The organism is Streptomyces sp. NPDC042259 (assembly GCF_055582085.1).
This window is the reverse complement of the sequence record NZ_JBVJDW010000005.1, coordinates 450,154-473,830: the sequence shown is the minus strand read 5'-3', so window position 1 is coordinate 473,830 and position 23,677 is coordinate 450,154. Positions and strand designations below refer to the sequence as shown.

Genomic DNA, 23,677 nt, shown 5'->3' with positions numbered 1-23,677 from the left:
CCCGTCCGGCGATTGAGGACGCGCCCGCGCAGGGATCCGCACGGCCGGCGAGGCCGGACGTCGCCGCCGGTAGGCTCACACCGTGCCCTCCATGAACGACCTCGTACGCCAGCACACCGCCCTCGACGACTCCGACCTCGAGTGGCTGCATCTGCTGGTCTCGGAGTGGCAGCTGCTCTCCGACCTCTCCTTCGCCGACCTCGTCCTGTGGGTCCCCACCCTCGACGGCACCCGCTATGTGTCCGTCGCCCAGATGCGGCCGAACACCGGCCCCACCTCCTACCAGGACGACATGGTCGGCCACCTCGTGCCGCGCGGCCGCCGCCCCATGCTCGACGCCGCTCTCGACGAGGGCCGGATCGTGCGCGAGGGCGACCCCGAGTGGCGGGAGGAGGTCCCGGTCCGCGTCGAGTCCATCCCCGTCCGCCGGGACGGCCGGGTCCTCGGCGTCATCGCCCGCAACACCAACCTGCTGACCGTACGGACCCCGAGCCGGCTGGAGCTCACCTACCTCCAGAGCGCCTCCGACCTCGCCCAGATGATTGCCAACGGGGCCTTCCCCTTCCCGGGGCAACAAGTCGACATGGATGCCTCACCGCGCGCCGGCGACGGCCTGATCAGGCTCGATGCCGACGGAGTCGTTCAGTACGCCAGCCCCAACGCCCTCTCCGCCTACCACCGCCTCGGCCTCGCCGCCGATCTCGTGGGGCATCATCTGGGCGACACCACCGCTCAGTTGGCGCCCTCGCGCGGCCCGGTCGACGAGGGCCTGGCCAAGCTCGCCAGCGGCTGGGCGCCGCGCGAGTTCGAGGTCGAGGGCGACGACGGAGTGATCCACTTGCGGGCCATTCCCCTCAAACCCAAGGGAAATCACATCGGTTCGCTCGTGCTGCTGCGCGATGTCACGGAACTGCGTCGCCGCGAACGCGAGTTGATCACGAAGGACGCGACCATCCGGGAGATCCACCACCGGGTGAAGAACAACCTTCAGACCGTCGCCGCCCTGCTGCGCCTCCAGGCCCGCCGGATCGGCTCGGCCGAGGGGCGCGAGGCGCTGGAGGAGGCGGTCCGGCGGGTCGGCTCGATCGCGATCGTGCACGAGACGCTCTCCCAGAATCTGGACGAACGGGTCGAATTCGACGAGATCGCGGACCGGGTGCTGGCGATGGTCGCCGAGATCTCCCCGGGCCGGGTCGCCGCCCGCCGCACGGGCCGCTTCGGGATACTCGACGCCGAGGTCGCCACGCCGCTGTCCATGGTCCTGACCGAGCTGCTGCAGAACGCCCTGGAGCACGGCTTCGGGCCGGGGGAGCAGGGCACCGTGGAGATCACCGCCGTGCGCGGCGGCGGCCGCACCGACGCCCGCCTGTTGATCTCCGTACAGGACGACGGCCGGGGTCTGCCCGAGGGCTTCGACCCCCAACGCGCGGGCAACCTGGGCCTGCAGATCGTACGCACCCTGGTCGAGGGGGAGTTGGGCGGAACGTTCGACATGGTGCCCGCTTCCGGGCAGGGCACGCGCGTAGTCCTCGACATCCCGGTCCGCGCGGAGAAGTAACGCGAGCGTCTGCGGCGGCGGGCCGTCTGTGGCCGGCCTCAGCCACATCAAGCCCGTCCGGCGCTTGAGGACACCGCCACGCAGCGGTGGTGCGCCCACCAACCCCCGGCGGAGCCGAAACGCACTGAGCCCCGGACCTGATACCAGGTCCGGGGCTCAAAGCTTCTGCGCGCTGCGGCTCGGGAGCCGAGGGGCATCGTCAGGCGGTAGCGTTACGCGCCCGGTTGCGAGCGGCGCGGCGCTTCATCGCCCGGCGCTCATCCTCGCTGAGGCCACCCCAGACGCCGGAGTCCTGGCCGGACTCGAGCGCCCACTGCAGGCACTGCTCCATGACGGGGCAGCGGCGGCAGACGGCCTTGGCTTCCTCGATCTGCAGCAGCGCAGGACCGGTGTTGCCGATGGGGAAGAAGAGCTCCGGGTCTTCCTCGCGGCAAACGGCGTTGTGACGCCAGTCCATGGCTGCTCCATCTCCTCGTAATTGCGGCTACGTTGCTTGTGAATGTGAACGCTTTCACGAATCCCCCCGCAAGGGAAGGGCCGACCTCCAGTCGCAAGACTGGTGCGGTCCAAGTAAATGAGGAGGGGGTTCGGGCTTTCGAAGGAGGCCGAATGAGCGGCCGTCCCGATCGCCATGAAGAGACTCGCAAACCTCGGCTGCGGATACAACCCCTTCTGGAAAGTTTTTTTTGATTCCTCGGTGTCGGCTAGGTCACAGCCGTACTTCCAGGGGGTGGAACCCAGTCTAAACGTTCGAGTGGAAGGACTTTTGGCCCTACCACTCACACAATCACACGCAGTGCACGGCGTACGCCTGTGAACGTCACGCTTGTACGCAGCCCGAGGTGGTCACCGTCCATCTGGAAGGGCAGTGGGGCCTGCGAATGCAAGGTGAACGCGGTCTGGTCATGCAATGACACAGCGTGTTTGCCCTGAGGGCCACGCTCCGGAGTCGAGGTCAGCAGCTGAGTGACGTACCGGCCGGCCGTCGCCGTCGACAGCTTGGTGAATCCCAGCACGTCAAGGGCGGTGTCGAAGGATGCCTGCGGCGACGCGTAGACCGGCCGGTTGCCCAGATAGGTCCACGGCGCGGTGTTGCAGATTATCGACATGACGAGATTCGCGAGTGGCTCCTCGCCCGGCCGTTCGAGGGTGATCGTGCCCCGTCTGCGGTGCGATTCGCCGAGAAATTGCCTCATCACTTGGCGTACATACAACGCGTGCGTCGAACGCTTGCCGCGTTCCCGCTGTTGCTCCACCCGGCCGACGACCCCCGCGTCGAAACCGAAGCCCGCGCAGAAGGTGAACCAGCGGGCCGGCACGGATTCGTCCTCGGTACCGGGCGTACCAGCCGCCAGGCCCAGCCCGACCGTCCGCTCCGTCCCCTCCCGCAGCGCGTCCAGCAGGGCCCCGGTCGCCTCGACGACATCGTTGGGCAGGCCCAGGGCGCGGGCGAAGACATTGGTGGAGCCGCCGGGGACGACGGCCAGCTTGGGCAGGTGCTCCGGGTCGGGGCCCGCGTGCAGCAGACCGTTGACCACTTCGTTGACCGTGCCGTCGCCGCCGAGCGCCACCACCAGCCCGGTGTTGCCGTCCTCGGCCGCCCGGCGCGCCAGATCGCGGGCGTGCCCGCGGTACTCGGTGGTGGCGACCTCCAGCTTGAGATCGCTGGCGAGGGCGTGCACCAGGACATCACGGGTACGGGCACTGGTGGTGGTGGCCGACGGATTGACCACGAGAAGCGCACGCATGACCGCCAGCCTACCTACCTGTCGGTACAACCCCCGTCCCAGCCCCGGTCTCCGCCCCGGCCCCGGGCCCGCTCCCGGCCCCCGTCCCGGACGGTCCCGGCCCGCCGCCCGTTCCCGGACGGCGGGGCTACCCTGCAGGGGTGAGCAGCAAGCAGTCCGCGCCCAAGGGCGCCCGCAAGAGCACCCGCGAGAGCCGGCCGACGGCACAGACCGCCGGGCGGTCGTCCCGCCCGTCCCAGGCGGCTCCCGAGCCCACCGGGCCCCGGCCCCGCCGGCTGACGGCCGCGGCGGTGCTCACGGCCCTGGAGGGGGCGGCGATGGTCGTCTGCGGGGTGACACTGCTCGTCCTGGTGCTGACGGACAAGCCCGACAGCATGCGGCAAGCGGTGACGGGCGGGCTGACCGTGCTCGCGCTGGCCGCACTGCCGCTGGCGGCGGCACGCGGCCTGTGGCTGCGACGGCGCTGGAGCCGCGGGCCCGCGATGATCACGCAGATCATGGCGATGCCCGTCGCGTGGACGCTGTTCAACGGCGGCGGCATGCTGATCGCGGGCGCCGTGCTGCTGGCGCTCGTCGCCGTGGCCACGCTGGGCCTGGTGGTGAACCCGACGGCGACCGAGGCGCTCGGCATCGGCCCGCGCGAGACGTGAACCGATGCCGGCTGCTCCGCCGTGGTGACCGCTTCCCGGCCTGACCCCGCCCGGCGCGGCCCCTCGTCGGCTACTCCTCGATGAGGAGCCGGTCGCGGAGCTGCGCGAGCGTACGGGCCAGCAGCCGGGAGACGTGCATCTGGGAGATGCCGACCTCCTGGGCGATCTGCGACTGGGTCATGTTCCCGAAGAAGCGCAGCAGCAGGATCTTCTTCTCGCGCGGGGGCAGGTCCTCCAGCAGCGGCTTGAGGGACTCGCGGTACTCGACGCCCTCCAGGGCCTCGTCCTCGGCGCCCAGGGTGTCCGCCACGGCCGGCGATTCGTCGTCCGTGTCGGGCACGTCCAGGGAGAGCGTGCTGTAGGCGTTCGCGGACTCCAGCCCCTCCAACACCTCCTCCTCGGAGATCCCCAGGTGCTCGGCCAGTTCGTGGACCGTGGGCGCGCGGCCGTGCCGCTGGGACAGCTCGGCCGTGGCGGTGGTCAGGGCCAGCCGCAGTTCCTGGAGCCGGCGCGGCACCCGGACCGCCCAGCCCTTGTCCCGGAAGTGCCGCTTGATCTCCCCGACGACCGTGGGGGTCGCGTAGGTCGAGAACTCCACCCCACGGTCCGGGTCGAACCGGTCCACCGACTTGATCAGACCGATCGTGGCGACCTGGGTCAGGTCGTCGAGCGGCTCACCACGGTTGCGGAACCGCCGCGCCAGGTGCTCCACCAGCGGCAGATGCATCCGCACGAGGTGATTGCGCAGCTCGGCCCGCTCGGGTGAGCCGTCCGGGAGCGCCCGCAACTCGATGAACAGGGCACGGGCACCGCTGCGATCCTGCGCATGGGGGTGCTGGTGCCACTGCTGGTGCTGGTCCATGTGGTCCGCCCGCTCTGGTGGGTCGCTCGCCCGCTCCGGCTCCACATCCGAGGGATGCGGCCGGGCGGGTTGCTGCGGGATGGCCGGGGTACGCACTCCCCGCGACGATGCAGTACTCACGGAGCCCCCTCTTCCGTCACGGCTGTCCGGGGCCGGCGCCGCGCTTCTTGTGCAGGCTGATGCTGACCGTTCGGTCGTCGGCGACGGTCGAGTCGACCTCGCCGGCCAGCGCGGAGAGCACCGTCCAGGCGAAGGTGTCGCGCTCGGGCGCACGGCCGTCGGTGGTGGGTGCCGAGACGGTCACCCGGAGCGCGTCGCCGACCAGGCGGAAGACGCAGCTGAGAACAGAGCCGGGAACGGCCTGTTGCAGAAGGATCGCGCACGCCTCGTCCACCGCGATACGCAAGTCCTCGATCTCGTCGAGGGTGAAGTCCAAGCGGGCTGCGAGGCCGGCTGTCGCCGTCCGCAGCACCGACAGGTAGGCACCCGCAGCGGGCAGCCGGACTTCCACGAAGTCCTGGGTCCCGGGCTCGCCTGCGATTGGGGACACCCTCACCTCCAAGGTGGCACAAGCTTCTTGAGCTGTTACGAGCGCCGGGCGCGCGCCCCTCGGGCGAGGGGCGGGAGCGGTCCGGCGCTGCACATGGTTCGGATGCGACGCTATCGCGATCCGAGGATCCGTGCCGCAGCCCCACGACTGTCACTCATGGTAAGCCCATGAGTACGGACAGTGGGTAGGGGCGTGCGGTCTCAAATCGAAAGAGAAGTCGCCTTGTTGGGATTTTCGTCACTCTGCGCGAACCCCGCAAGGGTGCGGAGCGGTTCTCCCGACAAGCGCCGTACCGTCCACTCGTCCATCGGCTCCGCGCCGATCGACTTGTAGAACGCGATCGAGGGTTCGTTCCAGTCCAGCACTGACCATTCGAAACGCTGGTAGCCGCGGTCGACGCAGATCCGCGCGAGGGCCGCGAGAAGCGCCTTGCCGTGCCCGCCGCCACGCGCCCGCGGGCGGACGTAGAGGTCTTCCAGATAGATACCGTGCGTACCCGTCCAGGTGGAGAAGTTACGGAACCAGAGGGCGAAGCCGACCGGCTCCCCGGCGGCCGTCGTGCCGTCGGCCGAGGATTCGTCACTCTCCGCTATCAGGGCGTAGACCGCCGCGTCCGCCCCGAACAGGGCTTCGCGCAACTGCTCCTCGGTCGCCTTGGCGTCCTCCAGCGCCCGTTCGTACTCGGCGAGTTCGCGGATCATCGCATGGATGAGGGGAACGTCGGCGGGTGTCGCGGGTCGGATCATGTGTGCATGCTAGCGGGCCCCGGTGACAGCCCGGCGTCGCGTGCAACTGACGGCCGTCATCAGACGATCCGCAGGTCCACATAGCACCAGCGCCAGCTCTGACCGGGCTCGAAGCTCCGCATCACCGCGTGCCCGGTCTCCGTGAAGTGCCCGGTGGCGTGCCGGTACGGCGAGGAGTCGCAGCAGCCCACGTGCCCGCACTCCAGGCACAACCGCAGCTGCACGGGGTGGCTGCCGGCCGTCTCGCACTCCGGGCAGGTGGCGTTCAGCGGCTCCGGCTCGGGGCGCGGCAGCTCGGGAACGTGCGGGCATTCGCTCATGATTGCCAGATTAGAGCGCCCTGCCGATGATCATCGAACGGTCGTCGGAGCGTGGCCGCTGTTGACGGACGGTGACAGATGATGGCGACGCGACGCACGGCGCGGGAGGCACGTATGGAGACGGGCGGGGACCGATGGACGTAATGCCGCTGCTGATGCTGGTCGCGGGCGGGGCCGCCATCGCCGGCGCGGCCCGCCGCACGCCCGTGCCGGCGCCCCTGCTGCTGGTCGCCGCCGGGCTCGTCGCCTCCTACGTCCCCGGGGTGCCGGACTACACCCTCGACCCGGAGATCGTGCTGCCGCTGCTGCTGCCACCCCTGCTGCACACGGCCGCGCTCGAAAGCTCCTATCTCGACCTCCGCGCCAATCTGCGGCCCGTCGCCCTGCTCTCCGTCGGCTATGTCCTCTTCGCGACCCTCGTCGTCGGCTATGTGGCGTATCTGGTGGTGCCCGGCCTGCCCTTGCCCGCGGCCCTGGTGCTCGGCGCGATCGTCGCCCCGCCCGACGCGGTCGCCGCCACCGCCATCGCCCGCCGGCTGGGGCTGCCCTCGCGGATCACCACGATCCTCCAGGGCGAGTCGCTGGTGAACGACGCCACCGCCATCACCGCCTACAAGGTGGCGCTCGCCGCCGCCGTGGGCGCCGGCGCCACCTGGGGCGAGGGCATCCGGGAGTTCGCCGTCGCCTCCCTCGGCGGGATCGGCGTCGGACTGGTCCTCATGGTGCCGCTGCACTGGCTGCGCAGACGGTTGCGCGAGCCGCTCCTGCAGAACACCCTGTCGCTGCTCATCCCCTTCGCCGCCTATGCCGCCGCCGAGGAGGTCGAGGCCTCCGGGGTGCTCGCCGTCGTGGTCGTCGCCCTCTATCTCGGGCACCACTCCTGGCAGGTCGATTTCGCCACCCGGCTCCAGGAGGCCGCCGTGTGGCGGATGGTCGCCTTCGTCCTGGAGTCCGCGGTCTTCGCGCTGATCGGACTGCAGCTGCCCGTGGTGCTGCGCGGGCTCGGGGAGTACAGCTTCAAGGAGGCCGCCGTCTGGTACGCCTCCGTCGTCTTCGCCACGGTCGTGGCCGCCCGCTTCGTCTGGGTCTACCCCGCCACGTTCCTGCCGCGCGCCGTGTCCGCGCGGATCCGCGAGCGGGAGACCGACACCACGTGGAAGAGCGTGGTCGTCGTCGGCTGGGCGGGGATGCGCGGCGTCGTCTCCCTCGCCATCGCCTTCTCGATCCCGGTGACCACGTACAGCGGGGAGCCCTTCCCGGCCCGTAACCTGGTCCTCTTCCTCACCTTCACCACCGTCATCGGCACCCTCGTCGTCCAGGGCCTCACCCTGCCGCCGCTCATCCGCCGCCTGCGGCTGCCCGCCCGGGACACGAGCGCCGAGACCCTCGCCGAGGCCCAGGCGCAGAGCGAGGCGTCCCAGGCCGCCGAGCGCCGCCTCGACGAACTCCTCGCCGAGGGCGGCAACGCGCTTCCGTCCCCGCTCGCCGACCGTCTGCGCGCGGTCATGGAACGCCGCCGCAACGCGGTGTGGGAACGGCTCGGCGCGGTCGACGAGGCCACGGGGGAGTCGGCGGACGACACCTACCGCCGGCTGGCGCGGGAGCTGATCGACGCGGAGCGGGAGGTGTTCGTGACGTTGCGGGACGAGCGGCGCATCGACGACGAGATGCTGCGTACGTTGTTGCGGCGGTTGGACCTGGAGGAGGCGGCGGCGTACCGGGAGGAGGAATGACGGCCCGGTGGGCTCCGCCCCGCCGCCACGGGCCGGGGTGCCTACCGACCCGTCACCACCGCCGCCACCGTCGTCCCCGGGGCGAAGGCTCCCTCCTCCGCCAGGGTCGTCAGTCCGTACAGCGCCTTCGCCACGTACAGCCGTTCCAGTGGCAGGCCGTGGCGGGTGGTGAAGTCGTCGGCGAAGGCGGTCAGCTCCGGGGGCGTCCTCGCGTAGCCGCCGCCGTGGAAGCGGTCGTCCAGGTGCCAGTCGCCGCGCCGGCCGCCGAAGGCCTCGGTCTGCAGGCGCCGGACCTCCGCTTCGAGGAAACCGCCCTTGAGCACGGGGAAGCCGATGGCCCGCTGACCCCCGGCCAGCCCGGCGGCGAGACCGGCGAGGGTGCCGCCCGTGCCGCAGGCCACCCCGACGACGTCCGCGACGCCCCGCAGCTCGTGGCCGAGCCCGGCGCAGCCACGCGCGGCCGCGGCGTTGCTGCCGCCCTCGGGGACGACGAGGCAGTCGTCGGCGGTCAGCCCCGCCAGCGCCGTCACCCGGGCCAGCACCTCGGGCTCCGTCTTGCGGCGGTAGGTGGCGCGGTCGACGAACAGCAGGCGCATGCCGTCCGCCGCGCAGCGGGCGAGGGACGGGTTCAGCGGGCGGTCCGCCAGCTCCTCGCCGCGCACGACGCCGACGGTGGCCAGGCCCAGGAGGCGGCCGGCGGCGGCGGTCGCCCGCAGATGATTGGAGTAGGCGCCGCCGAACGTGCACAGCGTGTGCCGCCCCGACGCGGCGGCGGCACCCAGGTTCGGCTCCAGCTTCCGCCATTTGTTGCCCGGCAGCTCGGGGTGTATCAGGTCGTCGCGTTTGAGCAGCAGCCGCAGCCCCCGCCGGGTGAAGCGCTCGTCCCGCAGCTCTTCGAGGGGGGACGGCAGCCGCGGTTCCAGGGCGGCGAGCGCGGCGGGGCCGGAAGGGAGATCGCTGGTCACACCCCCCATTGTCACCTCGGGGGGCTATTTGAGCCGGTCGCGGATCCGGGCCCGCATCGAGTCCATCGTGAAGCCCCTGGGGTCGATCTTGCCGAGCCGCCACTCCTTGTGGCCGATGACGGACCGCTCGGTCCACCCGTGGTGGCGGCAGATCGCGGCCGCCGCCCGCCCGATGGCGTCCAGCTGCTCCTCGGGCCAGGTGTCCTGGCCGTCACCGAGGTTCACGCACTCGAAGCCGTAGAAGTGGACATTGCCGTCGGTGTCGGCCACGCGGACCGGCGGCAGCCGCTTCTCGGCGATCACGGACCGCAACACGTCGCCGTCACCCCGCCCGGCGTGGTTGGTGCGTCCGTAGCCGACGAGGTGGACCGTGCCGTCGTCGGCGATGACGCCGTGGCAGAGCGGGCCGGGCAGTTCCGCGTAGCCGTTCCAGCACATGCGTACGCTCTTGGCGGTGCCGGTGGTGGCCGTGTGGTGGATCATCACCCCGTGGACGGGGCCCCAGGGGCCGTGTCCCGCGCGGTTGTGGGTGCGCCAGCCGTCCACCTCGACGGTGTGCACGCCTTCCGCCCTGAGGGTGCCGAGAAACGTTCCCGCGGACATGGGTGAGGCCATGGCCGCCTCCTTGCCATTCGAGTGACGTACGCCGATCGCGCACGACGAATGACCCCCTTGTACCCAAAAGTTCGCAGCTGGGGCGGGCGTTCGGATATCGTGCGAGCCGATCCGGCCTCAGGCTGAAAAGCGTGTTGTCGGTACGGAGCGGGACGGAAAGAGGCCCGCCCGGGGACGACCGGAACAGAAGGCGCGCAGCAGTGGACTACCAGGCCGTACTCGAAGAGGTCGCCGCCTTCGCGCGGCCGCTGGTCGGCCGTGGGCAGGTGGCCGATTACATTCCGGCCCTGGCCGGGGTGGACACCGGCCACTTCGGGATGGCGGTCGCCGACGTCGACGGCGGTGTCTACGGGGTGGGGGACTGGGAGCGGCCGTTCTCGGTGCAGTCCATCTCCAAGGCGTTCGGCCTGGCGCTCGTGCTGGCCGAGGGCGGCGAGAAGATCTGGGAGCGGGTCGGTACGGAACCGTCCGGAAACCCGTTCAACTCCTTGGTGCAACTCGAATACGAGAACGGTATTCCGCGTAATCCGTTCATCAACGCGGGTGCGCTGGTCGTCACCGACCGGCTCCAGACGCTGACCGGCGACGCCAGTACGACCCTGCTGGAATTCCTGCGCGCGGAGAGCGGCAACCCGTCCGTCTCCTTCGACCCGGCCGTCGCCTCCTCCGAATCCGAGCACGGCGACCGCAACGCGGCCCTCGCGCACTTCATGGCCAGCTACGGCAACCTCGACAACCCCGTGCCGGCCGTACTGGAGCACTACTTCTGGCAGTGCTCCATCGAGATGAGCTGCCGCGATCTCGCCCTCGCGGGCGGCTTCCTGGCCCGCCACGGCCTGCGCGCCGACGGCAGCCGGCTGCTGCCCCGCCGGGAGGCCAAGCAGGTCAACGCCGTCATGCTCACCTGCGGCACGTACGACGCCGCCGGCGACTTCGCCTACCGGGTGGGCCTGCCCGGCAAGAGCGGCGTCGGCGGCGGCATCATCGCGGTGATACCGGGACGCTGCACGCTGTGTGTCTGGAGCCCCGGCCTCGACACCCGGGGCAACTCGGTCGCGGGCGTGGCGGCGCTGGACCACTTCACGACGCTCACCGGGTGGTCGGTGTTCTGACCGGCGGCCCGGCCCGGCGGGCTGGCGCGGTACCGGCCGGTACCGCATCGTTGGTCCCCGGAGGTGGTGTGCTCATGGAGCACGAGCTGCGTGCGGAATACGGGGACGGCGGTACGCCGCTGGACCCGGATGCCGAGGTCAAGGTCTGGCACGTGGTGCGGGAGGACGGCACGGCCGCGATGTGCGGCCGCGAGCTCGCCCCCGGCGCGGCCACCCGCACGATCGACGACTGGGGCTCGGGGGCACTGCCGCTGTGCCATTCGTGTGGGGCGCTGTATCTCCGGGAATCGCCTTAGACCGAGCCGGGCGGGCTGCTGTGCTGTGTCCTCAATCGCCGGACGGGCTGCTGTGCTGTGTCCTCAATCGCCGGACGGGCTTGAAATCAAGCCCGTCCGGCGATTGAGGACGCGCCCGAAGGGCGCTCGCCGCCGCAGGCGGCACAGACGGCCCGCAGCCGAGGAGACCGCCGGCCAGGCGAGAGGCGCTCGCCGCCGCAGGCGGCAAAACGGGCCCGCAGCCGAGGATCCGCCGGCCAGGCGAGAGGCCGCCGCAGGCGGCACGTAGCCAAGAACCGACGGCGAAGCCGTCAAGGGCAGTGGATGACCTGACCCGCATACGACAGGTTGCCGCCGAAGCCGAACAGCAGCACCGGCGCGCCGCTGGGGATCTCGCCGCGTTCCACGAGCTTGGACAGGGCGAGCGGGATGCTCGCGGCCGACGTGTTGCCGGACTCCGTCACATCCGTGGCGATCACCGCGTTGACCGCGCCGATCTTCCGTGCGACCGGCTCGATGATCCGCAGATTGGCCTGGTGCAGGACGACCGCCGCGAGTTCCTCCGGCGCGACCCCGGCGCGCTCGCACACCCGGCGGGCGATCGGCGGCAGCTGCGTCGTGGCCCAGCGGTAGACGGCCTGGCCCTCCTGGGCGAACCGGGAGGGCGTGCCCTCGATCCGTACGGCGTGGCCCATCTCGGGCACCGAGCCCCAGACGACCGGGCCGATGGCCGGCTCCGCGGCGGCGGTCACCACGGCCGCGCCCGCGCCGTCGCCGACCAGGACGCACGTGGTGCGGTCGGTCCAGTCCGCCACATCGGTGAACTTCTCGACGCCGACGACCAGGGCGTTGACCGAGGACCCGGCACGGATGGCGTGATCGGCGGTGGCCAGGGCGTGCGGGAAGCCGGCGCAGACGACGTTGATGTCCATGACGGCGGGCGAGGTGAGCCCCAGCCGGGCGGCGACGCGGGCGGCCGTGTTCGGGCTGCGGTCCACGGCGGTGCAGGTGGCGACGAGCACGAGGTCGATGTCCGAGGCTTCGAGACCGCTGTTCGCGAGGGCCTTGGCCGCGGCCTCGGCGGCCATCGAGTCGACCGTCTCCTCCGGCCCGGCGATCCGGCGGGTGCGGATGCCGACGCGGGAGCGGATCCATTCGTCGCTGGTGTCGACCATGGCGGCCAGGTCGTCGTTGGTCAGCACCCTGGCGGGCTGGTAGTGGCCGAGGGCGAGTACGCGTGACCCGGTCATCGGTCCTCCTGCGCGAGCGGCTGTAGTACGGATGACACAGTCTCGACGCTGGAGCGTTGCTCCCGGGTGTGTGATCCGCCAATGTTCGGGCGAGATAACTGGCACAACCGGCAGGGCCCGGCCGGGTAAGCGGCCGGGCCCCGGTGTGGGGTGAAGGTGTGGTGCGAACCGTTACCGGGCGGTGTCAGCGCAGCGAGAGCGCCGTGCGGATGGTGCCGAACAGCTGGGTCTGGTCGGTGACACCGAGGACGCGGTGGGCCTGCGGGCCCTGGGCCGCGATGCGGACCTGGGTGCCGGTGTGCTCCTGCGCCTGGCCCGGGGTGTTGGTGGAGTAGTTCACCTTGAGCTGCCGGCCCTCGTTGGTGACGAGGGTGGAGGACAGCCCGGGCGGGGTGGCCTCCAGCGGCACGATCTGGCTGGTGTGGCCGTGGTCGGCGGTGGTGACGACCAGGGTGTCGGGGTGCTTCGCCGCGTACGCGCGGGCGACCTTCACCGCGCGGTCGAGGGCGGCGGTCTCGCCGATCTGGCCGCACGGGTCGGCGGCGTGGTCACGCTTGTCGATCGAGGCGCCCTCGACCTGGAGGAAGAAGCCCGGCTTCTTGCCCTTGCCGCTCTGCTTGGCCTCCAGCAGCTGGAGCGCCTTGCGGGTCTGCTCCTCCAGGGCCGGGGTACCGGCCGCGCGCTCCGGGTTGGACGTCACACAGCGCTGCGCCTCGGTGCCGCCCTGGGCGGCGGCCTTGCCGGTCCACTCGACGGGGACGTTGCCCGGCGCGAAGAGACCGAGGACGGGCTTGCCGGCGCGGGCGTCGTGCAGGGCCTTGCCGTCGGTGACGACCTGGTAGCCGAGCTTGCGGGCCTGTTCGGTGACGGTCAGGCCCTTGTACCGGCCCTCGGTGACCTTCTGGTCGAAGCGGGCCTTGCCGCCGCCCAGCAGCACGTCCACCTTGTGGTTCACGCTCTGCTCGGCGATCGAGCCGGGGCCGCCCTTGGCGATCGTGTCGTTCGGGCACGCCTTCATGTCGGCCGGGCCCGCGCAGCTGCGGTCGGTGGCGTGCGAGGCGAGGACCGCGGGGGTGGCGTCGGTCAGCTCGGCGGTGGTGACGCTGCCGGTGGCAAGGCCGTTGCGCTGGGCCAGCTCCAGGATCGTCGTCATGGGCTTGTCCGTGCCGGGCGTCTTCGATATCCGCCCGTTGACGGTCTTGTGCCCGGTCGCCCAGCCGGTGCCGCTGGCCGCCGAGTCGGTGACGTAGTCCGGCTTGCCGTCCTTGTCGACGGAGTACGTGGTGTACGAGCCGGTCATGGGGAACTTGTCCATGTTCAGCCGGCCGGCCGCGCCCACGGTGTAGTCCCGGGCCAGGGTGATCTCCGAATCGCCCATGCCGTCACCGATCAGCAGGATGACGTTCTTGGCCTTCTGCCGGCCGGCGTGGGCGGCACTCAGCGACGGGGCGTCCGACGTGTCGTCCGGCCCTGACGCGGCGGCGGTGGCCGGCACCGCGACACCGGCGACGAGCAGTGCGGCGGCGCTCCAGGCGAGACGGCGCCGGTACGGACGAGAACCCATGGTTTTTTCCTCCTAGCTGCGCCGGGCGGGACCGCCCGGCGGAAGGAAGCTCACCAGGGGTGGGTGTACCGCGGGGGACGTCCAGGTGAAGTGGAGATCACCGGCGGCTGTCGGCGGGGCTCCCCGGAACGGCGGAACCCGGGGTCGCGGCCGTCTCACCGGCGCCGTCGGTCTTCATCGCCCGGGCCTCGCTCTTGAGGATGCGCAGGGATTTGCCGAGCGCGCGGGCGGTGTCCGGCAGCTTCTTGGAGCCGAACAGCACCACCACCGCGAGGACGACGACGAGTATGTGCCAGGGCTCCAGAGCGTTGCGCAGCATTGGCCGCCCGCCTTCCTTATGCGTGTTGTCGGTGTGACGATTGCGCCTCACCATACTTGCTAGATTGCGCAACTGGACAACCAAACGGGCTGGTCGGCCGTCTAGGTCGGTGTACCGGTACGGAGCGGGGGAGTGGATGAGGGCACGGACATGACGGGCACCCGAGGCAAGCCGGCACCGCGGACGCGGAAGGCCACGTCCATGGGGATGGTGTTCCTCGTGCTGCTGGCGGCGGGCGCCGGCTGGCTGTATCTCCGGCTGAACGGCAACATCGACGTGTTCGACGCCGACGGCCTCTCGCGCGACCGGCCCGGCGCCGGCGCGTCCGGGCAGAACGTCCTCGTCATCGGCTCGGACTCGCGCTCCGGCGGCAACAGCGGGCTCGGCGGCGGGGAGGGCGACGTGGGCCGCTCGGACACGGCGTTCCTGCTGCACGTGTACGGCGACCGCGAGCATGCCGTCGCCGTCTCCATCCCCCGCGACACCCTGGTGGACATCCCGCCGTGCAAACTGCCCGACGGCAGTTGGACGGCACCGCGCGGCCGGTCGATGTTCAACTCCGCCTTCTCGGTGGGGGAGTCGGCCAAGGGTAATCCCGCCTGCACCCAGAACACCGTCGAGAAGCTGACCGGGCTGCGCGTGGACCACACGGTCGTCGTCGACTTCGAGGGCTTCTCCGCGATGACCTCCGCGGTGGGCGGCGTCCAGGTGTGTGTGCCGAAGGACGTCTACGAGGGCGACCTCAACCCGCACCGCGGCTCCCGCGGCGAGCTGCTCTTCCACAAGGGCTCGCAGAGCGTCTCCGGGCAGAAGGCGCTGGACTACGTGCGCGTGCGGCACGGCATCGGCGACGGCTCCGACATCGGGCGCATCCAGCGGCAGCAGGCGTTCGTCGCCGCCATGATCAAAAAGGTGCGGTCGCAGGGGTTCAGCCCCGGCACGCTGCTGCCGCTGGCGGACGCCGCCACCAAGTCGATGACCGTGGACCCCGGGCTCGGCTCGGCCGACAAGCTGCTCTCCTTCGCGATGTCGCTCAAGAAGATCGACCTGCACGACACCAAGTTCATCACCGTGCCCTGGCGCTACGAGGGCGACCGCGTCGCCCTCGTCCAGCCCGACGCCGACGCGCTGTGGGCCTCCCTGCGGGCCGACCGCACACTCGACGGCCGGAACGCGGAGAAGAAGCAGGCGGGGGAGAAGGCCGCGCGACCCGGCCCGTCGCCCTCGGCGCCGGTCTCGGGCGGGGGCGTCAGCGTCTCCGTCGCCAACGGCACCACCGTCACCGGACTCGCCGCCCGCGCGGCCGCCTCGCTCAAGGACCACGGGTTCACCGTCGCCGACACCACCAACGCCGACGCCCGCGACCAGCGCGTCACCGTGATCGAGTTCGGCCCCGGCGAGGCCGGGCGGGCCCGCGACCTGGCCCGGCTGTTCCCCGGCGCGTTCGTCCGGGGCACGGCCGTCAAGGGCCTCGCGGTCACCGTCGGCCACGACTACGCCGCGGCGCCCACCCGGCCGCCCGCCGACGCCCCGGCCCCCGCCCGGGCGACGCCCGCCCCGGTGCCCTCCCAGGTCGCCGGTACCGCGCGCTCGGCCGACGACGATCCGTGCGCCAACCTCTCGTACGGCTGACGGCTGACGGCTGACGGCTGACGGCGGGGGCCGGGACGGGGGAACAGAGTGCCTGAATGATCCGTTTTGGTGGTAGACGCAGAGTGCGCCGACGAGCGCGAGACGAGCCGAAGAGAAACCGCTGGGAAACCGACGAGCACCGATGAGTACCCGTGAGCCGTGAGCCGTGAGCCGAGGAGAACCACCATGTCCGCCATCCCACGGGCGCTGCCCAGGCCGCTGCTGGCCCTGCTCGTCGCCCTCTTCGCGCTGGCCGGTGCGGGGCTCTTCGCCCCGACGGCGCACGCCGCCACGGGAGTGGACACCGTGGCGGAAGCGCTGAAGAAGAACCCGGTCTACGTCGACCCCCGGGTGTCCGCGCAACTACCGGCGTCCGACGCCGACGCACTCGCGAAGAAGATCGAGGACGCGGGCAAGCCGGTCTTCGTCGCGGTCCTGCCGGACACCGCGGACTTCCCCCGGGCCACCGTCATCCGGGACCTGCGGACCAAGGTCGGCATCGCCGGCGTCTACGCCGTCCACCTCGGCGACCGGGCGTTCAGCGCCAAGGCCGACCGTTCGGTGATGTCCGGCAACGCCATCACCAATCTCGTCGGATCCGTCCGGCGGTCCGGCGGTGACACCGCGACCATGCTGAACAGCTTCGTCGACCAGGCCGACCGGGTGGCCCGGGGGCACGCGCCCGATGCCTGGGGCGGCGGATCCGACGGCGTCGGCGCGGGCGGCCTGATCACGGGCGGCGCGGTCGTCGTCGCCGGTGGCGCGGGCGCCTACGCCCTCTACCGGCGGAACAAGAAGCGGCGGGAGGCCCGCGAGCGGGCGGAACTCGACGCCCTGCGCGTCGTGGTCGACGAGGACATCACCGCCTTCGGCGAGGAACTGGACCGGCTCGACTTCTCACCCGCCGAGGCCGGCGCGGACGACGCGATGCGTGCCGACTACGAGCGGGCCCTCGACGCCTACGAGGACGCCAAGTCGAAGATGGCGGCGGCGGGCAAACCGCAGGACGTCCAGGGCGTGACCGAGTCGCTGGACAACGGCCGCTTCGCGCTGGCCACCCTCGCCGCGCGCCGCACCGGGGCCCCGCTGCCCGAGCGCCGCATGCCCTGCTTCTTCGACCCCCGCCACGGCCCCTCCGTCTCCGACGTCGAGTGGGCGCCCCCGGGCGGCGCGCCCCGGACCGTACCGGCCTGCGCCGCCGACGCGGCCCGGCTCGCCGACGGCGAGGAACCGGTGTCCCGCACGGTCCGGACCGCGAACGGCCCCCAGCCGTACTGGAACGCGGGCCCCGCCTACGCCCCCTGGGCGGGCGGGTACTTCGGCGGCGGACTGCTGCCGGGCCTGCTCATGGGCACGATGCTCGGCAGCATGATGAGCGGCCCCGCGTACGCCTCCCCGGCGGACGGCGGCGGGGGGCCGGAAGGCGGCGACTACACCGGCTCCGACTACAACCCGGACGACTTCGGCGGCGGCTTCGGTGACGGGGGCGGCTTCGGCGACGGGGGAGGCTTCGGGGGCGGCGGCGGAGACTTCTGACCTCTGGCTTCGCCTTTGGTCGAGCACCGTGGCCAAGTCCGGCCGTTCTTCGGCTGCGGGCCGTCTTTGCCGCCTGCGGCGGCGGGCGCCCTGTGGGCGCGTCCTCAATCGCCGGACGGGCTGGTTTCGGCTGAGCCCAGCCGCTCAGCCCGGCGCTTGAGGACACAGCACAGCAGCCCGTACAGAACCAGGACGAGCGCCAGCAGTCCGTAATAGACCGGCGGCAGCGGTGACATGGACAGCGGGGGGCCCAGCGGGGACAACGGCAGGAGCAGGCCGACCACCGCCAGCGCCGACGTCGCCAGCCGGATCGGACCGGGCACCCGGCCCTCGGCCGTGTGCCGGCCCGACCGCAGCAGCACCATCACCAGGGCCTGCGTCAGCAGGTTCTCCGTGAACCAGCCCGCGTGGAACGCCGACTGCCCCTCACCCTCGCCCACCGACCGTACGGCCAGCGCCAGCACCCCGAACGTGGCCAGGTCCGCGACGGCGTTGAGCAGCCCGAAGCCCGTCACGAAGCGCAGCAGCGCGCGCGGCCGCAGCAGCGCCGGCCGCCGCAGGACACCCGCCCCGGGGCGGTCGAAGGCCAGCGCCAGCTGCGCGGCGTCGAAACACAGGTTCTGCACCAGCACCTGCGCCGGGAGCATCGGCAGGAACGGCAGCAGCAGCCCCGCCACCAGCATCGCGATGACGTTGCCGACGTTGGACGACAGGGCGATCCGCAGATAGGAGGCGATGTTGCCGGTGCTGCGCCGCCCGGCGACGATCGCCCGGTCCAAAGCGGTGAGGTCCTTCGACGCCAGCACCACATCGGCGGCCTCCCGCACCACGTCCACCCCGTCGCGCGGACAGATCCCCACATCGGCACAGTCCATGGCGGCCAGGTCGTTGACCCCGTCACCGAGGAAACCGGTGGTGTGACCGGCGGCCCGCAACGCCCGGACGACCCGGGCCTTGTGCTCGGGCGCGCACCGCGCGAAGACGGTGGTGCGCGTGGCGAGGCGGGCGAGTTCCGCGTCGGACAGGGCGTCGATCCGGTCGCCGGTGAGCACCTCGCCCGGCCCGCCCGGGGCGAGGCCCAGCTCACGGCAGACCCGGGCGGCGGTGCCCGGGTGATCACCGGTGAGGACCTTCACGCCCACGCCGTGGCGGGCGAGGACGGCGAGCGCCTCGGCGGCGGTGGGCGCGGGCGCGTCGCTCAGTGCCACGAAACCGACGAAGTCCAGATCGCCTTCGTCGGCCGGGGTGTACGGGCCGGGACGCGCCGGTCGCGTGGCGCGGGCGACGGCGAGCACACGCAGGCCCTCGGCGGCCAGCTCCCCGGCACGGCGGACGAGCCGCTCCCGGCCGGGGGCGTCGAGTTCCGCGTCGTCCGCCCGGGCGCAGCGGCTCAGGACGTCCTCGGGGGCGCCCTTGACGACGAGGGTGTGGCGGCCCGCCAGGGCGAACCGGGGATCACCGGGCCGTCGCACGACGGCGGTCGACAGCCGCCGGCCGGGCCCGCAGGGCAGGGCCTCGATCCCTTCGAACTCCTCGAAGAGACCGGCGCCGGAGGGGCACGCCTCGACCGCGTCGAGGAGCGCCTCGTCCAAGGCGTCGGGAACGGGCAGCTCGGACAGGTGCAACGTCCACAGGGCGTTGACGGCGGCCCAGCGCAGCACGTCGGGGTCCTCGCGGCCGTCCGGGCCCGCGCAGAGCGCGAGGACGGGCCGGTCCTCGGTGAGGGTGCCGGTCTTGTCGACACACAGCACGTCGACGGCGCCGAGGTCGTGCAACGCGGGCAGCCGTCTGACGATCACCTCCCCGTCACGCGCGAGCAGCGCGGCGCCGCGCGCCAGCGCGGTCGTCACGACGACCGGCAGCATCTCGGGCGTCAGCCCCACCGCCACCGCCACGGCGAACGGCAGCGTCTCCAGCCCCCGCCCGCGCGACAGAGCGCTCACGAGCAGCACGAGTGGGGCGATGAGCAGCGTGAACCGGATGAGCGTCCAGGCGATCCCGTTCACCGACCGGTCGAACGGACTCACCGCCCGCCGTCCGCCGGCACGGGGCAGGGCACCGGACAGCACGGTGTCACCCCCGGTGGCCACGACGACACCGCTGCCACTGCCGGAGACGACGCTGCTGCCTTGATAACAGAGGTGGGGATGGCTGCCGGGTGCCGCCGTCGGCCCTGCGGGGCGGCCCGCCCCGGCGGGTGCCGCCGCCGGGGCGGGCGGGGCGGTGGGTCCGCCGTCGCGTGCCATCGGCCCCACGGGCCGGTCGGCGTGCTTGGGGACCGGCGTCGACTCGCCCGTCAGGGCCGCCTCGTGCACGGTGAGGGCCGTGGTGCGCAACAGGCGCAGGTCGGCAGGGACCACGTCGCCCGGGGCGAGGAGGACGACGTCGCCCGGTACGAGCTGGTCGACGGGCAGTTCGCGGGTCAGCGGCGGCGAGCCGGCCGTGGCGCGGCGGCGGACCGTCGCCGTGGTGGCGAGGAGGTCGCGGAGCGCGGCCGCGCTGCGGTCGGCGCGGTGTTCGCCCGTGGTGCGCAGGACACAGCTGACCGTGACCAGGACGGCGATGACGCACGCCGTGCCCCACGCGGCCACGGCGGCCGAAATCAGCCCGAGCGCGAGGAGAACGGCGGTGAAGGGATCACGCGGACTGCGGGCGAAGCGACGCGGCCAGGAGTCCGGGCGGCGCCCGGGAAACGTGTTCTCACCGTGGCGGACGAGCCGTTGCCCGGCCTGTTCCTCGACCAGCCCGCGCGGCCCGCTCTCCAGCGCGCGCAGCACTTCGAGCGTCGTGCCGTCCGCGCCGCGCACGACCGCCGTACGGGCCTCAGGCGCCCAGGCCACGAAGGCGCCCGGCCCGGGCACCGGTGTGCGTACCGGCGCCCTCGGCCCTGCGGTCGGCGAGCTGGCCGACCATGAGCCGGACGATCGTCACCACATCCGGGTCGTCCACGAGATACACCACGCGGCGCCCCTCGCGCCGCGACCGCACCAGCCCCGCCAGCTTCAGCTTCGCCAGATGCTGGCTGATCGCCGGCAGCGCGCCGCCCACCCGCTCGGCGAGGCCGCTCACATCGCTCTCGCCCTGGGCCAGCGCCCAGACCAGGTGCAGCCGGGCGGACGAGGCGAGCAGCCCGAACGCGGCGGCGGCCTCGGCCAGCACCTCCGGCGACGGATCGTCGAAGCCCCCTTCGAAGCTCTCGAAGCTCCCGGCGCCTGCGGCCACTGTCTGATCTCCCGTCCCTCTCGGGCATCCCTACGCCCGGGAAGGACCAGTCTAGGCACCCGGAACGGGCACAACGGGCTGACATGCGTCCGTCGAGGCTGGGCAGACCTAACACGAGGAAACCAGTTGTAAAGGGGAAGTCGTGGAAATCTCAGGCGTTATCAGTGCCATTGTCATCGGCGTCATCATCGGTGTCCTGGGCCGCCTGGTGGTCCCGGGACGGCAGCACATCGGTGTGCTGTGGACGATCGCCGTCGGTATCGTCGCCGCCTTCATCGGCGCCTACCTCGCCCATCTGCTGGGCGTCGGCGACACCAAGGGCGTGGACTGGATCAAGTGGCTCATCCAGATCGCCCTGGCCGCGCTGGGTGTCTACGCCCTGGACCGTTCGAAGGGCCGTGGCTGACCCCCGCTGACCGGCCCCGACTGATCGGCGCGCTTCCCGTGCCGTCCTGGGCCCCGCCCGCCGCACCCGCCCGCCGGGCCCGGCGCCGGCGGGGCTCAGGACAGTTTGCCGTCGTAGTCCGGCAGCTTGAAGGTCCGCTCCGCGTGACCGCCCACCAGATCGGTGGTGTTGTTCCCGATGTTGGCGATGATCGTGTAGCCCTTCGCCTCGATCTCCGCCCGCTTGGCGGTCTTGTAGGTGCTCACGCCCTGGAAGAGGTCCGGAAGATGGCGTACGTACACACCACTGACCGGGTAACCCACCGCACGGAGGTTGTGGGCGGTGGCGGACTCGAGGATGCCGGGCCGCGCGGTGACGAAGAAGACGGCCGCGCCACGTTCGTGGGCGTAGCGGGTCAGTTCCAGGACAGACGTGATGGCGGGGGTCGGGAACGTCGTCCAGTGGAAGTCGGTCTCCAGCGAACTGTTGTCGATGTCGAGGACGATGGCCTGCTTCCGGCCGCGCACCTCGCGCGTGCGGTCGGCGAGGTAGGGGCGCGCCTCATCGACGACGGCCCGCACGTCGCGCTGCCAGGTGTCGTAGTCGACGCCCTTGAGCCCGGCGGTGCCGGACGTCCGCGCGTGCGGGGCGTCGGCCGCGACGGCGGCCTGAGCGGGGGCGAGGGTCGCGCCCAGGGCGAGTGCGGTGGTGACGGCGGCGCGGCGGGCCCGGATCGATGCGGTCATGGGTGGCATGTTCACGTTCGGCGATGACCGGAAGGGAAAGGTGAACTTACCGACGGGTAACAGTTGGGCGCTCTCTCATCCCTCCCCGATGGCCCCTCAATTCCGTCCGGTATCACCACATTCCGCTAATTCTGCCTCCGGCGAAACAAGTAGGCATGGTCGCGTTGTGCCCGGGTAGGCGGACCTTCGTCAATACACGGACCTGGGGAGGACGACGTGACCATCACGGCATCTGCGACAGAGCTTTCGACGGCTGCCACGCAGCGGTCCGACGAAGCGGTCGGGGGGCTGCCGTACATCGAGGACGCGACCGCCGTGGCCCCGCGCGACGCCCGCGATCTTTCCAAGGTCTTCTTCGACCGGCTTCAGGAACTCGAAGAGGGAACGCACGAATACCAGTACGCGCGGAACACCCTGATCGAGATCAATCTTTCCCTCGTGCGCTTCGCGGCCTCGCGCTTCCGCAGCCGTGGCGACCAGATGGAAGACATCGTCCAGGTCGGCACCATCGGGCTGATCAAGGCCATCGACCGGTTCGACCTCTCGCGCGAGGTGGAGTTCACCACCTTCGCCGTCCCCTACATCGTGGGCGAGATCAAGCGGCACTTCCGGGACACGAGCTGGTCCGTGCACGTGCCGCGCCGCCTTCAGGAACTGCGCGTCGACCTGGCCAAGGCCACCGGTGAGCTTTCGCAGACCCTCGACCACGCGCCGACCGCCGCCGAGCTGGCCGAGTACCTCGGGCTGACCCAGGAAGAGGTCATCGAGGGCATAGTCGCCAGCAACGGCTACACCGCCGGCTCGATCGACGCGCCCGTCGACGAAGGGTCCGAACAGGCCGGCGCCACCTACGCCGACCGGCTCGGCGAGCTGGACCCCGCCCTGGAGGGCGTCGAGAACGTCCACGCCCTCAAGCCGCTGATCGCCGAACTGAGCGAGCGCGACCGGGAGATCCTGCGCATGCGCTTCGGCGGCGAGATGACGCAGTCGGAGATCGGTGCCGCGCTGGGCATCTCGCAGATGCACGTATCGCGACTGCTGGCCCGCATCCTGACCAAGCTGCGGACGGGCCTGATGGGGCGGGTGTAACACCGAGGACGTTGATGGGATCCGACGGGGCAGGGCCCGGGCCGGTCGCCGAGCGACCGGCCCAGGCACCGGCCCACTCCGTGTCGCCACGTGGGGCCGACGCCGACCGGAGTGCTGGCCGGAGTCCGGTCGGCACCCTCGGACTCGGAGCGGACTCAAAGCCCACAGACGCCCTCAGCACTCAGACACCCTCAGGCAGAGGCAGGCGCGACGCTCAGCCGACCGAGCCCGCCGACAGCGCCGTGGCCGACGGAGCTGTCGGCGTCGGCATGGACGGTGCGGGTCGCAGCCATGTGGCCCGCACCGTCTTGCCCTCCGCGTGCTCGTCCACCTCCACCCGGGTGGCCAGCCGCTCCACCATGTGCCAGCCGAACCCGCCGTCGCCGGCGAGGCTCGGCGCGCGCGGCTGCGGCGGCCGGGGGCTGGCGTCGGCGATCTCCACCACGAGCAGTCCCCTGGCAGCGCGCACGCACAGCCGCCACCAGCCGTCGGTGTGCCGGATCGCATTGGCGACCAGCTCGGAGACGACGAGCACGACGGCGTCGATGTCGACCCACGGGCAGTGCCGGGCCAGGAACTCCGCCGTCGCGTGGCGGGCTCCTGCGGCGTCCCCCTCCGGGGATTCGATGACAACCATCTGGCGGCTCCTTCTCGGTCCACTCCGACGCTTACCCAGCGATCAGCGGCTCATTACCGCGCACCGGCGCGAGCCGTCGAGCGAGGGGGCGCGGGCGGGAAAGCCGGTCGCACGTCACGCCCGCACCGGCCGCGCCACCCCGCCGAGGCCGGCAGGCCGCCCG

24 protein-coding genes are annotated in these 23,677 nt (G+C 71.8%); 9 read left to right on the top strand and 15 right to left on the bottom strand.

Translation table 11 applies throughout. The features are described from left to right. Positions 1-91 precede the first annotated feature (91 nt). Positions 92-1,558 (top strand): sensor histidine kinase, encoded by a 1,467-nt coding sequence (locus ACZ6MA_RS17645; RefSeq protein ID WP_469434661.1) that lies wholly within the window; start codon positions 92-94, stop codon positions 1,556-1,558. A gap of 199 nt (positions 1,559-1,757) precedes the next feature. Here the strand turns inward: ACZ6MA_RS17645 and ACZ6MA_RS17640 are convergent, their stop codons facing one another. Together ACZ6MA_RS17640 and ACZ6MA_RS17635 are read right to left on the bottom strand one after the other, a co-directional pair. Continuing rightward, positions 1,758-2,015, bottom strand: a complete 258-nt coding sequence (locus ACZ6MA_RS17640; protein WP_004937597.1) for a WhiB family transcriptional regulator — start codon at positions 2,013-2,015, stop codon at positions 1,758-1,760. 322 nt (positions 2,016-2,337) lie between these two features. Then, the gene (locus tag ACZ6MA_RS17635; RefSeq protein ID WP_469434660.1) at positions 2,338-3,306 is read right to left on the bottom strand and encodes a diacylglycerol/lipid kinase family protein; all 969 of its coding nucleotides are present in this window, start codon (positions 3,304-3,306) and stop codon (positions 2,338-2,340) included. A gap of 140 nt (positions 3,307-3,446) precedes the next feature. Between ACZ6MA_RS17635 and ACZ6MA_RS17630 the strand changes: the two genes are divergently transcribed. Further along, positions 3,447-3,956: a hypothetical protein gene (locus ACZ6MA_RS17630; protein ID WP_469434659.1), complete on the top strand. Its 510-nt coding sequence runs from the start codon at positions 3,447-3,449 to the stop codon at positions 3,954-3,956. Positions 3,957-4,026: 70 nt separating this feature from the next. On the opposite strand, the gene ACZ6MA_RS17625 is transcribed toward ACZ6MA_RS17630, so the two are convergent. The 4 genes from ACZ6MA_RS17625 to ACZ6MA_RS17610 all read right to left on the bottom strand — a co-directional run bounded on the left by ACZ6MA_RS17625 (position 4,027) and on the right by ACZ6MA_RS17610 (position 6,434). Then, positions 4,027-4,938 (bottom strand): RNA polymerase sigma factor SigF, encoded by a 912-nt coding sequence (locus ACZ6MA_RS17625; protein WP_469139349.1) that lies wholly within the window; start codon positions 4,936-4,938, stop codon positions 4,027-4,029. Positions 4,939-4,954: 16 nt separating this feature from the next. Beyond that, complete coding sequence (locus ACZ6MA_RS17620; protein ID WP_030366270.1) at positions 4,955-5,368, bottom strand: ATP-binding protein; 414 nt, start codon at positions 5,366-5,368, stop codon at positions 4,955-4,957. A 200-nt stretch (positions 5,369-5,568) separates the two neighbouring features. Beyond that, on the bottom strand, positions 5,569-6,114 hold the full coding sequence (locus tag ACZ6MA_RS17615) for a GNAT family N-acetyltransferase (protein WP_469434657.1): 546 nt from the start codon (positions 6,112-6,114) through the stop codon (positions 5,569-5,571). Between the two features lie 59 nt (positions 6,115-6,173). Further along, positions 6,174-6,434 carry a UBP-type zinc finger domain-containing protein gene (locus tag ACZ6MA_RS17610; protein WP_469434656.1) on the bottom strand — a complete coding sequence of 87 codons (261 nt, stop codon included), beginning with the start codon at positions 6,432-6,434 and terminating at the stop codon, positions 6,174-6,176. A 134-nt stretch (positions 6,435-6,568) separates the two neighbouring features. Here ACZ6MA_RS17610 and ACZ6MA_RS17605 point away from each other — a divergent pair, with 134 nt between their 5' ends. Beyond that, a complete protein-coding gene (locus ACZ6MA_RS17605; RefSeq protein WP_469434655.1) occupies positions 6,569-8,167 on the top strand; it encodes a Na+/H+ antiporter in 1,599 nt (532 codons plus the stop codon). Positions 8,168-8,208: 41 nt separating this feature from the next. On the opposite strand, the gene ACZ6MA_RS17600 is transcribed toward ACZ6MA_RS17605, so the two are convergent. Further along, positions 8,209-9,141: a 1-aminocyclopropane-1-carboxylate deaminase/D-cysteine desulfhydrase gene (locus tag ACZ6MA_RS17600; protein ID WP_469434653.1), complete on the bottom strand. Its 933-nt coding sequence runs from the start codon at positions 9,139-9,141 to the stop codon at positions 8,209-8,211. A gap of 15 nt (positions 9,142-9,156) precedes the next feature. Beyond that, positions 9,157-9,747, bottom strand: a complete 591-nt coding sequence (locus ACZ6MA_RS17595; RefSeq protein WP_469434651.1) for a peptidoglycan recognition protein family protein — start codon at positions 9,745-9,747, stop codon at positions 9,157-9,159. 200 nt (positions 9,748-9,947) lie between these two features. Here ACZ6MA_RS17595 and ACZ6MA_RS17590 point away from each other — a divergent pair, with 200 nt between their 5' ends. Beyond that, a complete protein-coding gene (locus ACZ6MA_RS17590) occupies positions 9,948-10,859 on the top strand; it encodes a glutaminase (RefSeq protein WP_469434650.1) in 912 nt (303 codons plus the stop codon). 74 nt (positions 10,860-10,933) lie between these two features. Further along, on the top strand, positions 10,934-11,155 hold the full coding sequence (locus ACZ6MA_RS17585; protein WP_469434649.1) for a hypothetical protein: 222 nt from the start codon (positions 10,934-10,936) through the stop codon (positions 11,153-11,155). A 290-nt stretch (positions 11,156-11,445) separates the two neighbouring features. Here ACZ6MA_RS17585 and ACZ6MA_RS17580 read toward each other — a convergent pair whose 3' ends face one another. From ACZ6MA_RS17580 to tatA, 3 genes are all read right to left on the bottom strand, one after another. Next, positions 11,446-12,384: a beta-ketoacyl-ACP synthase III gene (locus tag ACZ6MA_RS17580; RefSeq protein ID WP_469434647.1), complete on the bottom strand. Its 939-nt coding sequence runs from the start codon at positions 12,382-12,384 to the stop codon at positions 11,446-11,448. 184 nt (positions 12,385-12,568) lie between these two features. Further along, positions 12,569-13,948 carry an alkaline phosphatase gene (locus tag ACZ6MA_RS17575; protein ID WP_469434646.1) on the bottom strand — a complete coding sequence of 460 codons (1,380 nt, stop codon included), beginning with the start codon at positions 13,946-13,948 and terminating at the stop codon, positions 12,569-12,571. Between the two features lie 97 nt (positions 13,949-14,045). Beyond that, the gene (gene tatA, locus ACZ6MA_RS17570) at positions 14,046-14,267 is read right to left on the bottom strand and encodes a Sec-independent protein translocase subunit TatA (RefSeq protein ID WP_469434644.1); all 222 of its coding nucleotides are present in this window, start codon (positions 14,265-14,267) and stop codon (positions 14,046-14,048) included. 150 nt (positions 14,268-14,417) lie between these two features. Here tatA and ACZ6MA_RS17565 point away from each other — a divergent pair, with 150 nt between their 5' ends. Both ACZ6MA_RS17565 and ACZ6MA_RS17560 read left to right on the top strand, forming a co-directional pair. Continuing rightward, complete coding sequence (locus ACZ6MA_RS17565; protein ID WP_469434643.1) at positions 14,418-15,899, top strand: LCP family protein; 1,482 nt, start codon at positions 14,418-14,420, stop codon at positions 15,897-15,899. Between the two features lie 186 nt (positions 15,900-16,085). Further along, positions 16,086-17,435, top strand: a complete 1,350-nt coding sequence (locus ACZ6MA_RS17560; protein WP_469434641.1) for a hypothetical protein — start codon at positions 16,086-16,088, stop codon at positions 17,433-17,435. A gap of 104 nt (positions 17,436-17,539) precedes the next feature. Here the strand turns inward: ACZ6MA_RS17560 and mgtA are convergent, their stop codons facing one another. After that, entirely contained in the window at positions 17,540-20,275 is a 2,736-nt protein-coding gene (gene mgtA, locus ACZ6MA_RS17555) for a magnesium-translocating P-type ATPase (protein WP_469434639.1), read from the bottom strand. Further along, on the bottom strand, positions 20,259-20,657 hold the full coding sequence (locus tag ACZ6MA_RS17550) for an ArsR/SmtB family transcription factor (RefSeq protein WP_469434637.1): 399 nt from the start codon (positions 20,655-20,657) through the stop codon (positions 20,259-20,261). The genes mgtA and ACZ6MA_RS17550 overlap by 17 nt, the downstream gene beginning before the upstream one ends. Before the next feature lie 142 nt (positions 20,658-20,799). Between ACZ6MA_RS17550 and ACZ6MA_RS17545 the strand changes: the two genes are divergently transcribed. Further along, positions 20,800-21,063 (top strand): GlsB/YeaQ/YmgE family stress response membrane protein, encoded by a 264-nt coding sequence (locus tag ACZ6MA_RS17545; RefSeq protein ID WP_469434636.1) that lies wholly within the window; start codon positions 20,800-20,802, stop codon positions 21,061-21,063. A 95-nt stretch (positions 21,064-21,158) separates the two neighbouring features. Here the strand turns inward: ACZ6MA_RS17545 and ACZ6MA_RS17540 are convergent, their stop codons facing one another. Then, complete coding sequence (locus tag ACZ6MA_RS17540) at positions 21,159-21,788, bottom strand: HAD family acid phosphatase (protein WP_469434634.1); 630 nt, start codon at positions 21,786-21,788, stop codon at positions 21,159-21,161. A 216-nt stretch (positions 21,789-22,004) separates the two neighbouring features. On the opposite strand from ACZ6MA_RS17540, the gene ACZ6MA_RS17535 reads away from it, so the two are divergent. Continuing rightward, entirely contained in the window at positions 22,005-22,877 is an 873-nt protein-coding gene (locus ACZ6MA_RS17535; RefSeq protein ID WP_469434632.1) for an RNA polymerase sigma factor SigF, read from the top strand. Positions 22,878-23,091: 214 nt separating this feature from the next. Here ACZ6MA_RS17535 and ACZ6MA_RS17530 read toward each other — a convergent pair whose 3' ends face one another. Then, a complete protein-coding gene (locus ACZ6MA_RS17530) occupies positions 23,092-23,514 on the bottom strand; it encodes an ATP-binding protein (protein ID WP_469434631.1) in 423 nt (140 codons plus the stop codon). Positions 23,515-23,677 lie beyond the last annotated feature (163 nt).